The 16,452-nt window shown below is 52.1% G+C and carries 15 protein-coding genes; 10 read left to right on the top strand and 5 right to left on the bottom strand.

Annotated features, from left to right (window positions below; translation table 11 throughout):
- Positions 1-28: 28 nt before the first annotated feature.
- Positions 29-235, top strand: coding sequence for a hypothetical protein (locus HEN21_RS05635; RefSeq protein ID WP_286192433.1), 207 nt, complete (start codon positions 29-31; stop codon positions 233-235).
- Positions 236-327: 92 nt separating this feature from the next.
- Here the strand turns inward: HEN21_RS05635 and envZ are convergent, their stop codons facing one another.
- Positions 328-1,680 carry a two-component system sensor histidine kinase EnvZ gene (envZ, locus tag HEN21_RS05630; RefSeq protein WP_001253710.1) on the bottom strand — a complete coding sequence of 451 codons (1,353 nt, stop codon included), beginning with the start codon at positions 1,678-1,680 and terminating at the stop codon, positions 328-330.
- Entirely contained in the window at positions 1,677-2,396 is a 720-nt protein-coding gene (gene ompR / locus HEN21_RS05625) for an osmolarity response regulator transcription factor OmpR (RefSeq protein WP_001157751.1), read from the bottom strand. The genes envZ and ompR overlap by 4 nt, the downstream gene beginning before the upstream one ends.
- A gap of 227 nt (positions 2,397-2,623) precedes the next feature.
- On the opposite strand from ompR, the gene greB reads away from it, so the two are divergent.
- The 6 genes from greB to rpnA all read left to right on the top strand — a co-directional run bounded on the left by greB (position 2,624) and on the right by rpnA (position 9,880).
- Positions 2,624-3,100 (top strand): transcription elongation factor GreB, encoded by a 477-nt coding sequence (gene greB / locus HEN21_RS05620; protein WP_000856744.1) that lies wholly within the window; start codon positions 2,624-2,626, stop codon positions 3,098-3,100.
- 96 nt (positions 3,101-3,196) lie between these two features.
- Complete coding sequence (locus HEN21_RS05615; protein ID WP_176251744.1) at positions 3,197-5,518, top strand: Tex family protein; 2,322 nt, start codon at positions 3,197-3,199, stop codon at positions 5,516-5,518.
- Positions 5,519-5,982: 464 nt separating this feature from the next.
- Positions 5,983-6,210, top strand: a complete 228-nt coding sequence (feoA, locus tag HEN21_RS05610; protein WP_001200455.1) for a ferrous iron transporter A — start codon at positions 5,983-5,985, stop codon at positions 6,208-6,210.
- 16 nt (positions 6,211-6,226) lie between these two features.
- Entirely contained in the window at positions 6,227-8,548 is a 2,322-nt protein-coding gene (gene feoB / locus HEN21_RS05605) for a Fe(2+) transporter permease subunit FeoB (protein ID WP_000737001.1), read from the top strand.
- Between the two features lie 10 nt (positions 8,549-8,558).
- The gene (feoC, locus tag HEN21_RS05600; RefSeq protein ID WP_000157593.1) at positions 8,559-8,795 is read left to right on the top strand and encodes a [Fe-S]-dependent transcriptional repressor FeoC; all 237 of its coding nucleotides are present in this window, start codon (positions 8,559-8,561) and stop codon (positions 8,793-8,795) included.
- A 203-nt stretch (positions 8,796-8,998) separates the two neighbouring features.
- Complete coding sequence (rpnA, locus tag HEN21_RS05595) at positions 8,999-9,880, top strand: recombination-promoting nuclease RpnA (protein ID WP_176251743.1); 882 nt, start codon at positions 8,999-9,001, stop codon at positions 9,878-9,880.
- A gap of 219 nt (positions 9,881-10,099) precedes the next feature.
- Here rpnA and bioH read toward each other — a convergent pair whose 3' ends face one another.
- A complete protein-coding gene (gene bioH, locus HEN21_RS05590) occupies positions 10,100-10,870 on the bottom strand; it encodes a pimeloyl-ACP methyl ester esterase BioH (protein ID WP_176251742.1) in 771 nt (256 codons plus the stop codon).
- A 37-nt stretch (positions 10,871-10,907) separates the two neighbouring features.
- On the opposite strand from bioH, the gene gntX reads away from it, so the two are divergent.
- The 3 genes from gntX to gntT all read left to right on the top strand — a co-directional run bounded on the left by gntX (position 10,908) and on the right by gntT (position 13,885).
- Complete coding sequence (gntX, locus tag HEN21_RS05585; protein ID WP_010352788.1) at positions 10,908-11,591, top strand: DNA utilization protein GntX; 684 nt, start codon at positions 10,908-10,910, stop codon at positions 11,589-11,591.
- A gap of 58 nt (positions 11,592-11,649) precedes the next feature.
- Positions 11,650-12,225, top strand: a complete 576-nt coding sequence (gene nfuA, locus HEN21_RS05580) for a Fe-S biogenesis protein NfuA (protein ID WP_000619389.1) — start codon at positions 11,650-11,652, stop codon at positions 12,223-12,225.
- Positions 12,226-12,568: 343 nt separating this feature from the next.
- The gene (gene gntT / locus HEN21_RS05575; protein WP_001131743.1) at positions 12,569-13,885 is read left to right on the top strand and encodes a gluconate transporter; all 1,317 of its coding nucleotides are present in this window, start codon (positions 12,569-12,571) and stop codon (positions 13,883-13,885) included.
- 75 nt (positions 13,886-13,960) lie between these two features.
- On the opposite strand, the gene HEN21_RS05570 is transcribed toward gntT, so the two are convergent.
- Both HEN21_RS05570 and malQ read right to left on the bottom strand, forming a co-directional pair.
- Positions 13,961-14,314 (bottom strand): hypothetical protein, encoded by a 354-nt coding sequence (locus tag HEN21_RS05570; protein ID WP_000367402.1) that lies wholly within the window; start codon positions 14,312-14,314, stop codon positions 13,961-13,963.
- Between the two features lie 52 nt (positions 14,315-14,366).
- Positions 14,367-16,448 carry a 4-alpha-glucanotransferase gene (malQ, locus tag HEN21_RS05565; protein ID WP_176251741.1) on the bottom strand — a complete coding sequence of 694 codons (2,082 nt, stop codon included), beginning with the start codon at positions 16,446-16,448 and terminating at the stop codon, positions 14,367-14,369.
- Positions 16,449-16,452 lie beyond the last annotated feature (4 nt).

Here is a 16,452-nt window from a genome sequence, read left to right as displayed (position 1 = left end):
CCTAATTTAAATGGGCCGGATGCCCCCGATGACGAACAGTTCGATAAGCTGTAAGCTGGAGGAGTCAGGATTAGATATTTTATTTGACCGACTATTCAATTGGAAAAAATATTATCTATATGGCATGGCATTCAGCTGGTCTGTAGCAGATGACGCATTAAAAAAAGTTCGTGAAATAGCTCACCTTCATCAAGTTGGTTTTTGCAATGTAAGTAGCAATATGGAAGTTGAATAATCTTATCAACACGATGAGTCTATATTCTCGTGTTGTGAGCATAATGTATTAGAAGGGTAAAAAACGGGAGGCACCTTCGCCTCCCATTTTATTTACCCTTCTTTTGTCGCACCCTGCGCCCGCGTTACCGGCAATGGCAGCCAGGCGCGAATGGAAAGCCCGCCTCGCTCGCTGGTGCCAAGTTCCAGCATCCCGTTATGGTTATCGATAATCCGCTGCACAATCGCCAGCCCTAAGCCAGTACCGCTGATAGTGCGCGCGCTGTCACCACGGACAAACGGCTGGAATAGGTGCTTACGTTGCTCCGGTTCAATACCTGGGCCGTCATCTTCCACCTGGAACCAGGCGCGATTCGGCTCTGTGCCGCTGCTGACTTTGATCCAGCCATTGCCGTAACGGGCGGCGTTCACCACCATATTCGCCACCGCGCGTTTGATTGACAGCGGGTGCATTTTCACTTCAATGCTGCCCGGCTCAAGCGCGGTATCAATTTCCCGCTCATAGCCACTTTCGGCGGCAATCACCTCACCAAGCACAGCGTTAAGATCCGCCAACTCCATCGGCATCTCCTGCCCGGTGCGCAGGTAGTCGATAAACTGCTCAATGATGGCGTTGCACTCTTCGATATCTTTATTGATCGATTCTGCCAGATAGCTATCCTGCTCGCTCATCATCTCGGTCGCCAGGCGAATACGCGTCAGCGGCGTGCGCAGGTCATGGCTTACCCCCGCCATCAGCAGCGTGCGGTCATCCGCCAGTTGCTTAACACCAGCCGCCATATGGTTAAAGGCGCGGGTAACCGAACGCACCTCCGAAGCGCCATATTCACGCAGCGGCGGCGGAATAATCCCTTTACCGACCTGCAAAGCAGCATGTTCGAGATCGACCAACGGTCGGTTCTGAATACGAATAAACAGCCACGCACCACCTATCGCTAACAGCATTATCGCCAGCGTATAGCGGAACAGCGGGGAAAAATCGCCCTGATGAATTTCGGTTAGCGGCACACGCACCCAAATATTGGGCGACAGCCAGGTTTTCAGCCAGACGACAGGCGAGCTTTTGTTGACCTCGACGCGAACTTCCGTCGGGCCGCCGAGCTGCTGCGCCATCTGATGGCTTAAGAATTCATAGTGTTGCGCCCAACGCAGCCCGGCCTCTTCGGCGGCTTCATTGGAGTAGAGAGAGATCCCCAGCTCACGGTAGATCTCCCGACGAAAAGCGGGAGGCACAACTAACTGCGTACCGTCCTCCAGTTGCAGTTTGTCAGTCATCAACATACGCACTTCGTACGCGAGGACTTTATTAAACTGCTGGAGGCTCGGCAAAATCGCGAAGTTCAGCACCACCAGATAAGTCGTCACCAGGCTGACGAACAGCAAGGTGACGATGAGCAATAACGTGCGGGCAAATGAACTTCGTGGCGAGAAGCGCAATCGCCTCATGCTTTAGAACCGTCCGGCACGAAAACATAGCCCAGACCCCAGACGGTCTGAATGTAACGCGGATGCGCCGGATCTTCTTCCACCATGCGGCGCAGACGTGAGATCTGCACGTCGATGGAGCGTTCCATTGCGGAATATTCACGACCACGGGCAAGGTTCATTAGCTTATCGCGAGAGAGTGGCTCACGCGGATGGCTGACCAGCGCCTTCAGTACCGCAAATTCACCGCTGGTGAGCGGCATCGGCTCATCTTCACGGAACATTTCGCGCGTACCGAGGTTAAGTTTGAACTTACCAAAAGCAATTACTGCTTCTTCCTGTGACGGCGCGCCCGGCAGTTCGTTCGCCTGACGGCGCAACACTGCACGAATACGAGCCAGCAGTTCACGCGGGTTAAACGGTTTTGGAATATAGTCGTCAGCGCCAATCTCCAGGCCAACGATACGGTCTACTTCTTCCCCTTTCGCCGTCACCATAATGATCGGCATCGGGTTACTCTGGCTACGAAGACGTCGGCAAATCGACAAGCCATCTTCACCAGGTAACATCAAATCCAGTACCATAAGATGGAAAGATTCACGAGTCAGCAGGCGATCCATCTGTTCTGCATTAGCGACGCTTCGAACCTGGAAGCCTTGTTCGGTGAGATAACGCTCCAGCAGCGCGCGCAGGCGCATGTCGTCATCGACCACCAGAATCTTGTAGTTCTCTTGCATTCTTTGTACTCCCAAAGGTTCGCAACAATTTGTAAGCGTGTATTCTTAAAAAAGCTTACGTTCGTCACCAGCAAAATCTGGTATGAATTTCAGCCTAAATTGTTACAAAGCATATTAAACAGCAGCTTAAGTATACAATTTATTCGGCGAAACATTATTGATTCTGTTGATATGATCACGTTATACCCAATGTGCGCATTATCAAACAGACAAAGGGAATCAACGAGATGAAAACGCCCCTGGTTACCCGGGAAGGGTATGAAAAACTCAAACAAGAGCTAAATTATCTCTGGCGTGAAGAACGCCCGGAGGTCACAAAAAAGGTGACCTGGGCCGCAAGTCTGGGCGACCGCAGTGAAAATGCTGACTATCAGTATAATAAAAAGCGCCTGCGTGAAATCGACCGTCGCGTGCGCTATCTCACTAAATGCATGGAAAATCTCAAAATCGTCGATTATTCCCCGCAGCAGGAAGGCAAAGTCTTTTTTGGCGCGTGGGTGGAGATTGAAAACGACGATGGCGTGACTCACCGTTTTCGAATTGTCGGCTATGATGAAATTTTTGGTCGTAAAGATTACATCTCTATCGATTCCCCGATGGCTCGCGCATTGCTGAAAAAAGAAGTCGGCGATCTGGCAGTAGTGAATACGCCTGCCGGGGAAGCGAGCTGGTATGTTAATGCCATCGAGTACGTGAAACCGTAAGGAAGAGTCTTAACCTCCAGCCTTTGGCTGGCATTTTTGCCAGCCAGTCCGTATAACTATCCCCTGATTTTTGATCCGAAAAGATGAACTCAAACCATGATGAATGATTCGTTCTGCCGCATTATTGCGGGTGAAATTCAGGCGCGCCCGGAACAGGTTGAAGCCGCCGTTCGCCTGCTTGACGAAGGGAATACCGTGCCGTTTATCGCACGTTATCGTAAGGAAATCACCGGCGGTCTGGATGACACGCAGTTGCGTAATCTGGAAACGCGTCTGAGCTACCTGCGTGAACTGGAAGAGAGACGTCAGGCGATCCTCAAGTCTATTTCTGAGCAAGGTAAACTCACCGATGAGCTGGCGAATGCCATCAACGCCACCTTAAGCAAAACCGAACTCGAAGACCTCTACCTGCCCTACAAACCCAAACGTCGTACCCGTGGGCAAATCGCCATTGAAGCAGGTCTTGAGCCGTTGGCCGACCTGCTGTGGAACGATCCGTCACACACGCCAGAAGTCGCCGCTGCACAATATGTTGATGCCGATAAAGGCGTGGCAGATACCAAAGCTGCGCTGGACGGCGCGCGCTATATCCTGATGGAACGGTTTGCCGAAGATGCCGCGCTGCTGGCAAAAGTGCGTGATTATCTGTGGAAGAACGCGCATTTGGTTTCTACGGTGGTGAGCGGTAAAGAAGAGGAAGGGGCGAAATTCCGCGACTATTTCGATCATCACGAACCGCTGTCCACGGTGCCTTCTCACCGCGCGCTGGCGATGTTCCGTGGGCGTAACGAAGGCGTACTTCAGCTTTCGCTGAATGCCGATCCACAGTTCGATGAGCCGCCCAAAGAGAGCTACTGCGAGCAAATCATCATGGATCACCTTGGCCTGCGCCTGAACAATGCCCCGGCGGATAGCTGGCGCAAAGGCGTGGTGAGCTGGACGTGGCGCATCAAGGTACTGATGCACCTGGAAACAGAACTGATGGGCACCGTGCGCGAACGTGCGGAAGATGAAGCAATCAACGTATTTGCCCGTAACCTGCACGATCTGTTGATGGCAGCCCCAGCAGGACTGCGTGCGACGATGGGGCTCGATCCGGGTCTGCGTACCGGGGTAAAAGTTGCGGTGGTCGATGCAACCGGCAAACTGGTAGCGACCGACACCATTTATCCGCACACCGGACAAGCCGCAAAAGCGGCGATGACCGTTGCCGCTTTGTGTGAAAAACATAACGTTGAGCTGGTGGCAATTGGTAACGGTACGGCTTCCCGCGAAACCGAGCGTTTCTATCTCGACGTGCAGAAGCAGTTCCCGCAAGTGACTGCGCAGAAAGTGATCGTCAGCGAAGCAGGCGCATCCGTTTACTCCGCTTCCGAACTGGCAGCGCAGGAATTCCCGGATCTGGATGTTTCTCTGCGTGGCGCGGTATCTATTGCCCGTCGTTTGCAGGATCCGCTGGCAGAGCTGGTGAAAATCGATCCGAAATCTATCGGCGTGGGTCAGTATCAGCATGACGTCAGCCAGACGCAACTGGCCCGCAAACTGGACGCAGTAGTAGAAGACTGCGTAAACGCCGTTGGCGTCGATCTCAACACTGCTTCTGTTCCGCTGTTAACTCGCGTGGCGGGCCTGACGCGCATGATGGCGCAAAACATTGTTGCCTGGCGTGACGAGAACGGTCAGTTCCAGAACCGTCAGCAACTGTTAAAAGTGAGCCGCCTGGGGCCAAAAGCCTTTGAGCAGTGCGCGGGCTTCCTGCGTATTAACCACGGTGATAACCCGCTTGACGCTTCTACCGTTCACCCGGAAGCCTATCCAGTGGTGGAACGCATTCTGGCGGCAACGCAGCAGGCGCTGAAAGATCTGATGGGTAACAGCAGCGAGCTGCGTAACCTGAAAGCCTCTGACTTTACCGATGAGAAATTCGGTGTGCCGACGGTAACCGACATCATCAAAGAGCTGGAAAAACCGGGTCGCGATCCGCGTCCAGAATTTAAAACCGCTCAGTTTGCCGATGGCGTCGAGACAATGAACGACCTGCAACCGGGTATGATCCTCGAAGGTGCTGTCACCAACGTCACCAACTTTGGCGCGTTTGTCGATATCGGCGTGCATCAGGATGGCCTGGTTCACATCTCTTCTTTGTCGAACAAGTTTGTGGAAGATCCGCACACCGTGGTGAAAGCGGGTGACATTGTGAAGGTGAAAGTGCTGGAAGTGGATCTTCAGCGTAAACGTATCGCCCTGACCATGCGTCTGGATGAGCAGCCAGGTGAAACCAACGCCCGTCGCAGCGGCGGTAACGATCGCCCGCAAAACAACCGCCCGGCAGCCAAACCGCGCGGTCGTGAAGCGCAGCCTGCCGGTAATAGCGCGATGATGGATGCGCTGGCGGCGGCAATGGGCAAAAAACGTTAAACATCCTGGTTGGCCTACGGTTCGAATTTGCACGAAATCGTAGGCCAGATAAGGCGTTCACGCCGCATCTGGCAACTCACAACGAGCACCTTGCCTGACATAAAAATGCCGGAAATTATCTCCGGCATTTTTATTCCACAGCTAAATCCACAATATATTTTTGCTAATATTTATCACTGCATTAACAATTAAAACCTTAATTAAACATTAACCAGCCCTAATAATTCGCCATTCGAGTTATATTTTTGCTCCGATATAACCTTGAGCCACATCAACATTGAGTCAGATTATTATCTAAACCAACATTCGCACACATTTTAAGTATTGCTGATAGAAACCATTCTCATTATCATTGTATTGTTGATTATTTAATCTCTCCTTCGTTGGCAAATCATCTGGTCTCATGTCGCTGTCAAACGCCCCATGAGGTAGTTATCCAGTTAATGAGAAACAAGTAGGCCCTTATGCAATACACTCCAGATACTGCGTGGAAAATCACTGGCTTTTCCCGTGAAATCAGCCCGGCATATCGCCAAAAACTGCTTTCTCTTGGCATGTTACCTGGCTCCTCTTTTAATGTGGTGCGCGTCGCTCCACTCGGCGATCCCATTCATATCGAAACCCGTCGTGTGAGCCTGGTATTACGCAAAAAAGATCTGGCCTTATTAGAAGTGGAAGCGGTTTCCTGTTAATACGGTAAGAATAACAATGAAAAAATTAACCATTGGCTTAATTGGTAATCCAAATTCTGGCAAGACAACTTTATTTAACCAGCTCACCGGTGCACGCCAGCGTGTAGGGAACTGGGCTGGCGTTACCGTCGAACGTAAAGAGGGTCAGTTCTCCACCACCGATCATCAGGTCACTCTGGTTGACCTGCCTGGTACTTATTCTCTGACGACCATCTCATCGCAAACTTCGCTGGATGAGCAAATCGCTTGTCACTACATTTTGAGTGGCGACGCCGATCTGCTGATTAACGTGGTGGATGCGTCTAACCTTGAGCGTAACCTGTACCTGACACTGCAACTGCTGGAACTCGGCATTCCCTGCATCGTGGCGCTGAACATGCTCGACATTGCCGAGAAGCAAAATATTCGCATTGAAATTGATGCGCTGTCGGCGCGTCTTGGCTGCCCGGTGATCCCGCTGGTTTCCACGCGTGGTCGCGGTATTGAAGCTCTGAAACTGGCGATTGACCGCTATAAAGCCAACGAGAATGTGGAACTGGTGCATTACGCGCAGCCGCTAATCAATGAAGCCGATGCGCTGGCGAAAGTGATGCCGTCGGACATCCCGCTGAAACATCGCCGCTGGCTGGGTCTGCAAATGCTGGAAGGCGATATCTACAGCCGCGCCTACGCCGGTGAAGCGTCGCAGCATCTGGATGCTGCCCTCGCCCGTCTGCGTAATGAGATGGACGATCCGGCGCTGCACATTGCCGATGCACGTTACCAGTGTATTGCTGCCATCTGCGATGTGGTAAGCAATACCCTGACGGCAGAACCCAGCCGTTTCACCACGGCAGTGGATAAAATCGTGCTCAACCGATTCCTTGGTCTGCCGATTTTCCTCTTTGTGATGTATCTGATGTTCCTGCTGGCTATCAACATCGGCGGGGCGCTACAGCCGCTGTTTGACGTCGGTTCCGTGGCACTCTTTGTGCATGGTATTCAGTGGATTGGCTACACGCTCCACTTCCCGGACTGGCTAACTATCTTCCTCGCCCAGGGCCTGGGTGGCGGTATTAACACCGTTCTGCCACTGGTGCCGCAGATCGGCATGATGTACCTGTTCCTCTCCTTCCTCGAGGACTCCGGGTATATGGCGCGTGCGGCATTTGTGATGGATCGTCTGATGCAGGCGTTAGGCTTGCCGGGTAAATCCTTTGTGCCGTTGATCGTCGGTTTTGGTTGTAACGTACCGTCGGTAATGGGCGCACGAACCCTTGATGCACCACGTGAACGCCTGATGACCATCATGATGGCACCGTTTATGTCCTGCGGTGCTCGTCTGGCAATCTTCGCAGTATTTGCTGCCGCGTTCTTCGGGCAGAATGGCGCACTGGCTGTGTTCTCGCTGTATGTCATCGGTATTGTGATGGCGGTACTGACGGGACTGATGCTCAAATACACCATTATGCGCGGTGAAGCGACGCCGTTTGTCATGGAGCTGCCGGTCTATCACGTACCACACATTAAGAGCCTGATTATCCAGACCTGGCAGCGTTTGAAAGGCTTCGTCCTGCGCGCCGGTAAAGTGATTATCATCGTTAGCATTTTCCTGAGCGCCTTCAACAGCTTCTCGCTGAGTGGGAAAATCGTCGATAACATCAACGACTCGGCGCTGGCCTCTGTCAGCCGTGTGATCACTCCAGTCTTCAAGCCGATTGGCGTGCATGAAGATAACTGGCAGGCAACGGTTGGACTGTTTACTGGCGCAATGGCGAAAGAAGTGGTGGTCGGTACGCTCAACACTCTCTATACCGCAGAAAACATTCAGGACGAAGAGTTCAATCCGGCGGAATTTAACCTTGGTGAAGAGCTGTTCAGCGCAGTAGATGAAACCTGGCAGAGCCTGAAAGACACCTTCAGTCTTAGCGTACTGATGAACCCAATTGAAGCCAGCAAAGGCGACGGCGAAATGGGTACTGGGGCAATGGGCGTGATGGATGAGAAATTCGGTAGCGCGGCGGCAGCTTACAGCTATCTGATATTCGTCCTGCTGTATGTACCGTGTATTTCGGTGATGGGTGCCATTGCCCGTGAATCAAGCCGTGGCTGGATGGGCTTCTCCATCCTGTGGGGGCTAAATATCGCTTACTCGCTGGCAACATTGTTCTATCAGGTCGCCAGCTACAGCCAGCACCCAACTTACAGCCTGGTGTGCATTCTGGCGGTTGTCCTGTTTAACATCGTGGTTATCGGTCTGCTGCGCCGCGCGCGTAGTCGGGTCGATATCGAACTACTGGCAAGCCGCAAAACGGTAAGCAGTTGCTGCGCAGCCAGCACCACTGGCGATTGCCACTAAGGACACGGCAATGGCTTCGCTCATTCAGGTGCGTGATTTGCTGGCGTTACGGGGTCGTATGGAAGCGACCCAGATCAGCCAGACGCTGAACACCCCGCAGCCGATGATTAACGCTATGCTGCAACAGCTGGAAAATATGGGCAAAGCGGTACGGATTCAGGAAGAACCTGATGGCTGCCTCTCTGGCAGTTGTAAAAGCTGCCCGGAAGGAAAAGCCTGTCTGCGTGAGTGGTGGATGTTGCGTTAACCTTGTTCCATCGTTCGTTTTGAAAAGCCCGGTATGCATTAGCTACCGGGCTTTTTTGCGTGCGGCTTTCCATAAAAATGCAACTCTTGCAGAGTGGCGTAAGTTCCTCTGAAAGTGTCTCGCAAGGATGAAAACTCGCTAATGCATAGCCGTGGAGTGGCGCGTAAAGTCACGGCATTCAAAAAAACAGGTGAAGGAACGCCATGAGCAAAAAGCAGAGTTCCACCCTACACGATGCGCTGTTCAAACTCTTTTTACGCCAACCGGACACGGCACGTGATTTCCTTGCGTTCCATTTACCGGCCCCCATTCACGCGCTCTGTGATATGAAAACCCTCAAGCTGGAGTCGAATGACGATCTGCGTGAAAGCTATTCCGACGTGCTGTGGTCGGTGAAAACGGAGCAAGGGCCAGGATACATCTATTGCCTGATTGAACATCAAAGCACCTCAAACAAATTGATCGCATTTCGCATGATGCGTTATGCCATTGCCGCAATGCAAAACCACCTTGATGCAGGATACAAAACGTTGCCGATGGTCGTACCGTTGTTGTTTTACCACGGCATTGAAAGCCCCTATCCCTATTCGCTGTGTTGGCTGGATTGTTTCGCCGATCCCAAACTGGCAAGGCAGCTTTATGCCTCTGCATTTCCGCTGATTGATGTCACCGTCATGCCTGATGATGAAATCATGCAGCACCGACGCATGGCGCTGCTGGAGTTAATTCAAAAACATATTCGTCAACGCGACCTGATGGGGCTGGTAGAGCAAATGGCTTGCTTATTAAGTAGTGGGTACGCTAATGACAGACAAATCAAAGGACTGTTTAATTACATACTGCAAACAGGCGACGCGGTACGTTTTAACGATTTTATCGACGGCGTTGCCGAACGTTCACCGAAACACAAGGAGAGTTTAATGACTATTGCGGAAAGATTGCGGCAGGAAGGGTTTCAGAAAGGTATACGTACCAACGCCCTAAATATTGCCAAAACCATGCTGGATGCCGGAGTCTCTCTTGAGGACGTTCTGCGATTTACCAGCCTGACGGTTGAAGACCTTGCTGAAATAAATCATCAATAACGTAAAGGATGGTTTTAATGACAGATGCAGAAAGAGAATATCTTATTAGTTACCTGATTGGTTATTTATTGGGTCGACGCCTGGAAGCCCTGGATACCGCCAAAAGAATGCTGTAATCCGGAGTCCCTCTTGCAGATATCATGCGCTTTACCGGGGTGTCAGAAGAAGAGTTGGCTGCGGCGAGTCAGGAAAGTTCTGTCTCGCCATTTCTAAAGCCACCTACACCCTCTGCTTCAACGCTACCAGCTGCTGACAAAACTCGTCTGGATGTGAAATAAACGGCGCATGGGCCGCTTTGGCGAAGATATATGATTCGCTGTGCGGCCAGAGTTCATCCAGCATCGGCACTACTTTGCGCGGCACCAGACCGTCGAGATAACCATACAATCGCAAAAACGGCATTGGTACGTTCTGCAGCGGCTGACGAAGATCGACCGTTTTCAGGATTTCCAGCCCACCATTGAGCACCTCAACCTCCGGCATCGGTAATGCCAGAACGGTTTTCTTCAGCGCCCGCGCATCCTGGCGCGCCGTTTCAGTACCCATGGTTTGTAACGCCAGGAACCGCTCCACTGTACGCTGAAAATCATCACTGAGTTGCTGCTGGAAACCCGCCAGCACGTCCGGTTTTATCCCCGGCCACCCATCGCGGGCACTAAAACAAGGTGACGACGCCACGGTGACCAGCGCCTGAACACGCTCGGGATAGGCTAATGCAATCTGACTTGCCACCAGCCCGCCCAGGCTCCAGCCTAACCAAATGGCTTTATCCGGTGCCTGTTGCAGCACGACTTCAGCCATGTCAGCAAGCGACATCGCACCAAATCCCTGACTGCGCCCGAAACCAGGCAGATCAACAAGATGTAACGTAAAATGCGAGCTAAGTTCCTCGTCAATGCAACGCCACACTTCGGCATTCAGTCCCCATCCGTGCAGCAGCACAAGATGAACATTCCCCTGACCTTTGGTCTGCCACCAGATGTTATTCATCCTCTATTGTTCTCTTTTGACTCACAAGGATGAACATATGCTAACAGTACCGGGATTATGCTGGCTATGCCGAATGCCGCTGGCGCTAGGTCATTGGGGGATTTGCTCGGTCTGCTCCCGCGCCGCACGTACAGATAAAATGCTATGCCCGCAATGTGGATTACCCTCTACACACTCACATCTTCCCTGTGGTCGCTGTCTGCAAAAACCGCCGCCGTGGCAAAGACTGCTCACTGTTGCCAACTATGCGCCGCCCTTAAGTCCGCTCATCCACCAGCTTAAGTTTTCCCGGCGCAGTGAAATCGCCAGTGCGCTAGCACGTTTGTTACTATTGGAAGTCTTACACGCCCGTCGCACCAGCGAATTACATCTGCCGGATCGTATCGTCAGTGTCCCGTTATGGCGGCATCGCCACTGGCGTCGGGGATTTAATCAGAGCGATTTGCTGTGTCAGCCGTTATCACGCTGGTTGCACTGCCAATGGGATAGCGAAGCCGTCACACGAACAAGAGCCACTGCAACCCAGCATTTTCTCAACGCCCGTCTGCGCAAGCGCAACCTGAAAAATGCCTTTCGCCTTGAATTGCCCGTGCAAGGTCTCCATATGGTGATTGTGGATGATGTCGTTACCACCGGAAGTACCGTCGCAGAGATTGCGCAGTTGCTTTTACGCAATGGTGCGGCGACTGTCCAGGTCTGGTGCCTTTGTCGAACCTTGTAGAGCCTCGATGATGGGCGTATTATAACCAACTAAAATAGTCAACTATTAGGCCATTACTATGATCCGTATTTCCGATGCTGCACAAGCGCACTTTGCCAAACTGCTGGCAAACCAGGAAGAAGGGACACAAATCCGCGTATTTGTGATTAACCCTGGCACACCTAACGCTGAATGCGGCGTTTCTTATTGTCCGCCGGACGCTGTGGAAGCCACCGACACCGCCCTGAAATTTGACCTGCTGACCGCGTATGTTGATGAGTTAAGCGCACCATACCTGGAAGATGCAGAGATCGACTTTGTTACCGACCAGTTGGGTTCCCAGCTAACGCTGAAAGCACCGAACGCCAAAATGCGTAAAGTGGCTGACGATGCGCCGCTAATGGAGCGCGTCGAGTATATGCTGCAATCGCAGATTAACCCGCAGCTTGCCGGTCACGGTGGTCGCGTTTCGCTGATGGAAATCACCGAAGACGGTTACGCCATTCTGCAATTTGGCGGCGGCTGTAACGGCTGTTCCATGGTCGACGTAACGCTGAAAGAAGGGATCGAAAAGCAGCTGCTGAACGAATTCCCGGAACTGAAAGGTGTGCGCGATCTCACCGAACACCAGCGCGGCGAACACTCTTACTACTAAGTTATCCCCTCTTTTGTAGATTGCCCGATGCGACGCTAAAGTGTCTTATCGGGCTTTCGTTGTTCTTATGGCGCAGCTTTACTCCGTCCCCCTTCGTTTCCCCACGATAATATGACCAACCTCTCATAATTTAAATTTACCCCGCTCTGGTGATTCTCAAGCGCATTATGTTACCCGTATCATTCTCATGGGCACCAAACACACTCATAACATCTGACTACACTAATACGTTTTAGGGGTCATCAGCCGTGGTGCCGTTATATCTCTGTTCCCAGTTGGGACAACCAGGATTTGTCGTCAGAAACCTGACGTTACCCATAACAAATTAAAGGCCAGGTAAATCATGCCATTAGTCATTGTTGCTATCGGTGTTATCTTGTTATTACTCCTGATGATCCGCTTCAAAATGAACGGCTTCATCGCTCTCGTCCTGGTGGCGCTTGCTGTTGGATTAATGCAAGGGATGCCGCTGGATAAAGTTATTGGCTCTATCAAAGCCGGTGTCGGCGGGACGCTCGGTAGCCTTGCCCTGATCATGGGCTTTGGCGCAATGCTGGGCAAAATGCTGGCAGACTGTGGCGGCGCGCAACGTATCGCCACCACGCTGATTGCCAAATTTGGTAAAAAACACATCCAGTGGGCAGTGGTATTGACCGGTTTTACCGTCGGTTTTGCCCTGTTCTATGAAGTAGGCTTCGTGCTGATGCTGCCGCTGGTATTCACCATCGCTGCTGCTGCCAATATCCCGCTGCTGTATGTTGGTGTACCAATGGCGGCTGCACTGTCTGTGACCCACGGCTTCCTGCCGCCGCATCCGGGCCCGACTGCGATTGCCACCATTTTCAATGCCGATATGGGTAAAACCCTGCTGTACGGTACTATTCTGGCGATCCCGACCGTGATTCTCGCGGGTCCGGTTTACGCTCGCGTGCTGAAAGGCATTGATAAGCCGATCCCGGAAGGTCTGTACAGTGCGAAAACCTTTAGCGAAGAAGAGATGCCGAGCTTTGGCGTCAGCGTCTGGACTTCTCTGGTGCCGGTTGTACTGATGGCGATGCGTGCCATCGCTGAAATGATCCTGCCGAAAGGTCACGCTTTCCTGCCGGTAGCAGAGTTCCTCGGTGACCCGGTGATGGCGACATTGATTGCCGTGCTGATTGCGATGTTCACCTTTGGTCTGAACCGTGGTCGTTCGATGGATCAGATTAACGACACGCTGGTTTCTTCCATCAAAATCATCGCGATGATGCTGTTGATCATCGGTGGTGGCGGTGCGTTCAAGCAGGTGCTGGTAGACAGCGGCGTGGACAAATACATTGCTTCCATGATGCATGAAACCAACATTTCTCCGCTGCTGATGGCGTGGTCTATTGCCGCTGTGCTGCGTATCGCGCTGGGTTCTGCAACCGTTGCGGCAATCACTGCGGGTGGTATCGCTGCGCCGCTGATTGCAACGACAGGTGTTAGCCCGGAGCTGATGGTTATTGCGGTTGGTTCCGGTAGTGTGATTTTCTCTCACGTGAACGATCCGGGCTTCTGGCTGTTCAAAGAGTACTTTAACCTGACTATCGGCGAGACCATCAAATCCTGGTCGATGCTGGAAACCATTATCTCAGTGTGTGGTCTGGTAGGCTGCCTGCTGCTGAATATGGTGATTTGATAATACTGATGGCCGGATGCATCGCATCCGGCATCAACCGCACTCTACTTCTTCTTCGCTGCCGCTCTGTGCCGCTTATAACAGATGCCTTCGCGTTTCGAAGACAATGGCTATATTTCTATAAAATATCTTGTATCCCATAAACTCCGGGGGATTTTCATTAAATTTTTTAATGGCTTTACTCTTTACAGAAGCCTTATCACCAAAGAAAACAAGGTCTTCAGTCTCATGATCGGATAATCCATTTTCATAGCCATCAAAGTACCATACATCGCAGCTTCGCCAGATATCTGTATCTACTTCATAGAGATACAATTCGATTTCTGTATCACCCCAAAAGCATTTATTTACTTCATCAAATTCATAGTCACCAATCGTATATTTTTCTTTTATCTTATCTTCAAGGTCTGCCTTGACTAACATGTCCATATCATTTTTCCTTGAAAAAAAGCCTGGTAACGTGTACCAGGCACTTCCTAAATTATTTCTTCGCTGCCGCTCTGCGCCGCCTGTCCAGATCCTTAATCAACTTGTTCACCTCATCATCAGCAAACATCGACTCAAGTGTTGCGGAAAGCTTACGTCGCCAGTTTTTATACTGGTAACTGGTGCCAGGAATATTTACAGGTTCCGCCATATCCAGCCAGTCTTCTGGCTGTAGCCCTAACAGGGCACTATTACTGTCGGCAATATAGCGTTGCAAGCCACGATTAAGCGTCGGCGTCATCGCCATCAGTGATGCCTTATGCCCGGCACGTTTTGGCAGACAGCCATATTTATGCAGCGCATCCAGCAGCCCTTGCTTCGCCAGTTCGCGATCCTGATACAAACCGCGCAGCACCACTTCATCCGGGTACAGCCCCAGCGTTTTGCCCAGCGTTAAATCCCCGCTCTCCCAGTAACCACGCAGCGTAGGCAGATCGTGTGTTGCCGCGACCGCCATCGACTGCTCCGGATACGCTTTTGGTGCGCGGAACGTCTTCTCGTGATCGCTTTCGAAATAGAGCACTTTGTAGGAGTAAACCCCACTACTGCGCAGCTTACCGACAATCTCTACTGGCACCGTGCCAAGATCTTCGCCAATCACCATGCAGCGATGGCGTTTACTTTCCAGCGCCAGAATAGCGAGCAGATCATCCACCGGATAGTGAACATATGCCCCCTGATCCGCCGTTTCGCCATACGGTATCCACCACAAACGCAGCATCGACATTACATGGTCAATTCGCAACGCGCCGCAGTTTTGCATATTGGCACGCAACAGCTCGATAAACGGTTCATAAGCGCGCGCAGTGATGATATGCGGATCCATCGGTGGCAATCCCCAGTTCTGCCCTAACGGGCCGAGGATATCCGGCGGCGCGCCAACCGATGCTTTCAGGCAATATAACTCGCGGTCGCACCAGGTTTCCGCGCCGCCTTCCGCTACGCCAACTGCCAGGTCACGGTACAAACCAATCGGCATTTCATAGCCCTGGCTTATCTCCCAGCAGGCGGCAAACTGGCTGTAAGCCAGCCACTGCAACCAGAGATAAAAATCGACGTCATCACGATGTTCTTCGCAGAACTGACGCACTTCTGGTGAATCCACATTCTGGTACGCCTGCGGCCATGCTGGCCAACCCCAGCGCATTTCGTCCTCTTTCACTTGTTGTGCATGTAGCGCGTCAAACGCTGCCTGCCAGAACAAGCTATCGCCCTGCTCTGCAACAAACTGGCGAAACGCTGCCATCTGTTCATCATCACGTTGCGCGAAACCTTTCCACGCCATCCGCAATGCTGTCATTTTTAGGGCGGTAACCGTGGAGTAATCGACCCAGTCGGCATCCCGCGCCTGTTGCAGCGTCTGTTGTGTGGTCGGCATCTGCCACCAGACCTGTGCCTCTTCGCTAAGATGGAAATCTTCGACGGCGTTAACGTCGATATAAACCACATTCAGCCAGCGGCGAGAAGACGGGCTATACGGGCTGGCGCTTTCCGGGTTTGCCGGATAGAGCGCATGAATCGGGTTCAAACCGATGAACGACCCGCCTCGTTTTGCCACATCCACCAGCATCGCTTTGAGATCGCCAAAATCACCAATGCCCCAGTTTTTTTCCGAGCGCAGCGTATAAAGCTGAACGCAGGCCCCCCACAGCTTTTGTTTATTCAGCAACGCCTGCGGTTCGTAACAACGTTTCGGGGCGACAATCACCCGGCAATGCACGCGCTGTTCGTCCTGGGTAAGCGTCAGCGTGTGATAACCTTCCGGCAGCTTCGTCGGTAGATTGAACGCTTTACCACCGCTCACGTGCCCTTTGTACTGAGTACCTTCTTCGGTGGTCAGCAGCCAGCTATATTCGCCGCTGCCTTCTACCGCCATCGGCATTTTTTTGCCGCTGGTATAAACCATGACATTCGGGACTGGCGTTACCGCCACTTTCGTGGCGGTACGTTGATGCATCGCGTCAAGCAAACGCCGTTTGGTTTCGGCGCTAATCGACTGCGGTTTACCGTGGGCATTGATGTAATTGGGGCTGATCCCCGCCGCCAGCGCGGCATTATCCAGACGTTTGCTTTCCATCGAG

Source organism: Escherichia sp. 93.1518, from assembly GCF_013368915.2.
Classification (GTDB): Bacteria; Pseudomonadota; Gammaproteobacteria; order Enterobacterales; family Enterobacteriaceae; genus Escherichia; species Escherichia ruysiae.
Note: the sequence above shows the minus strand (reverse complement) of the source record. Positions and strands in the feature narration are given on the sequence as shown.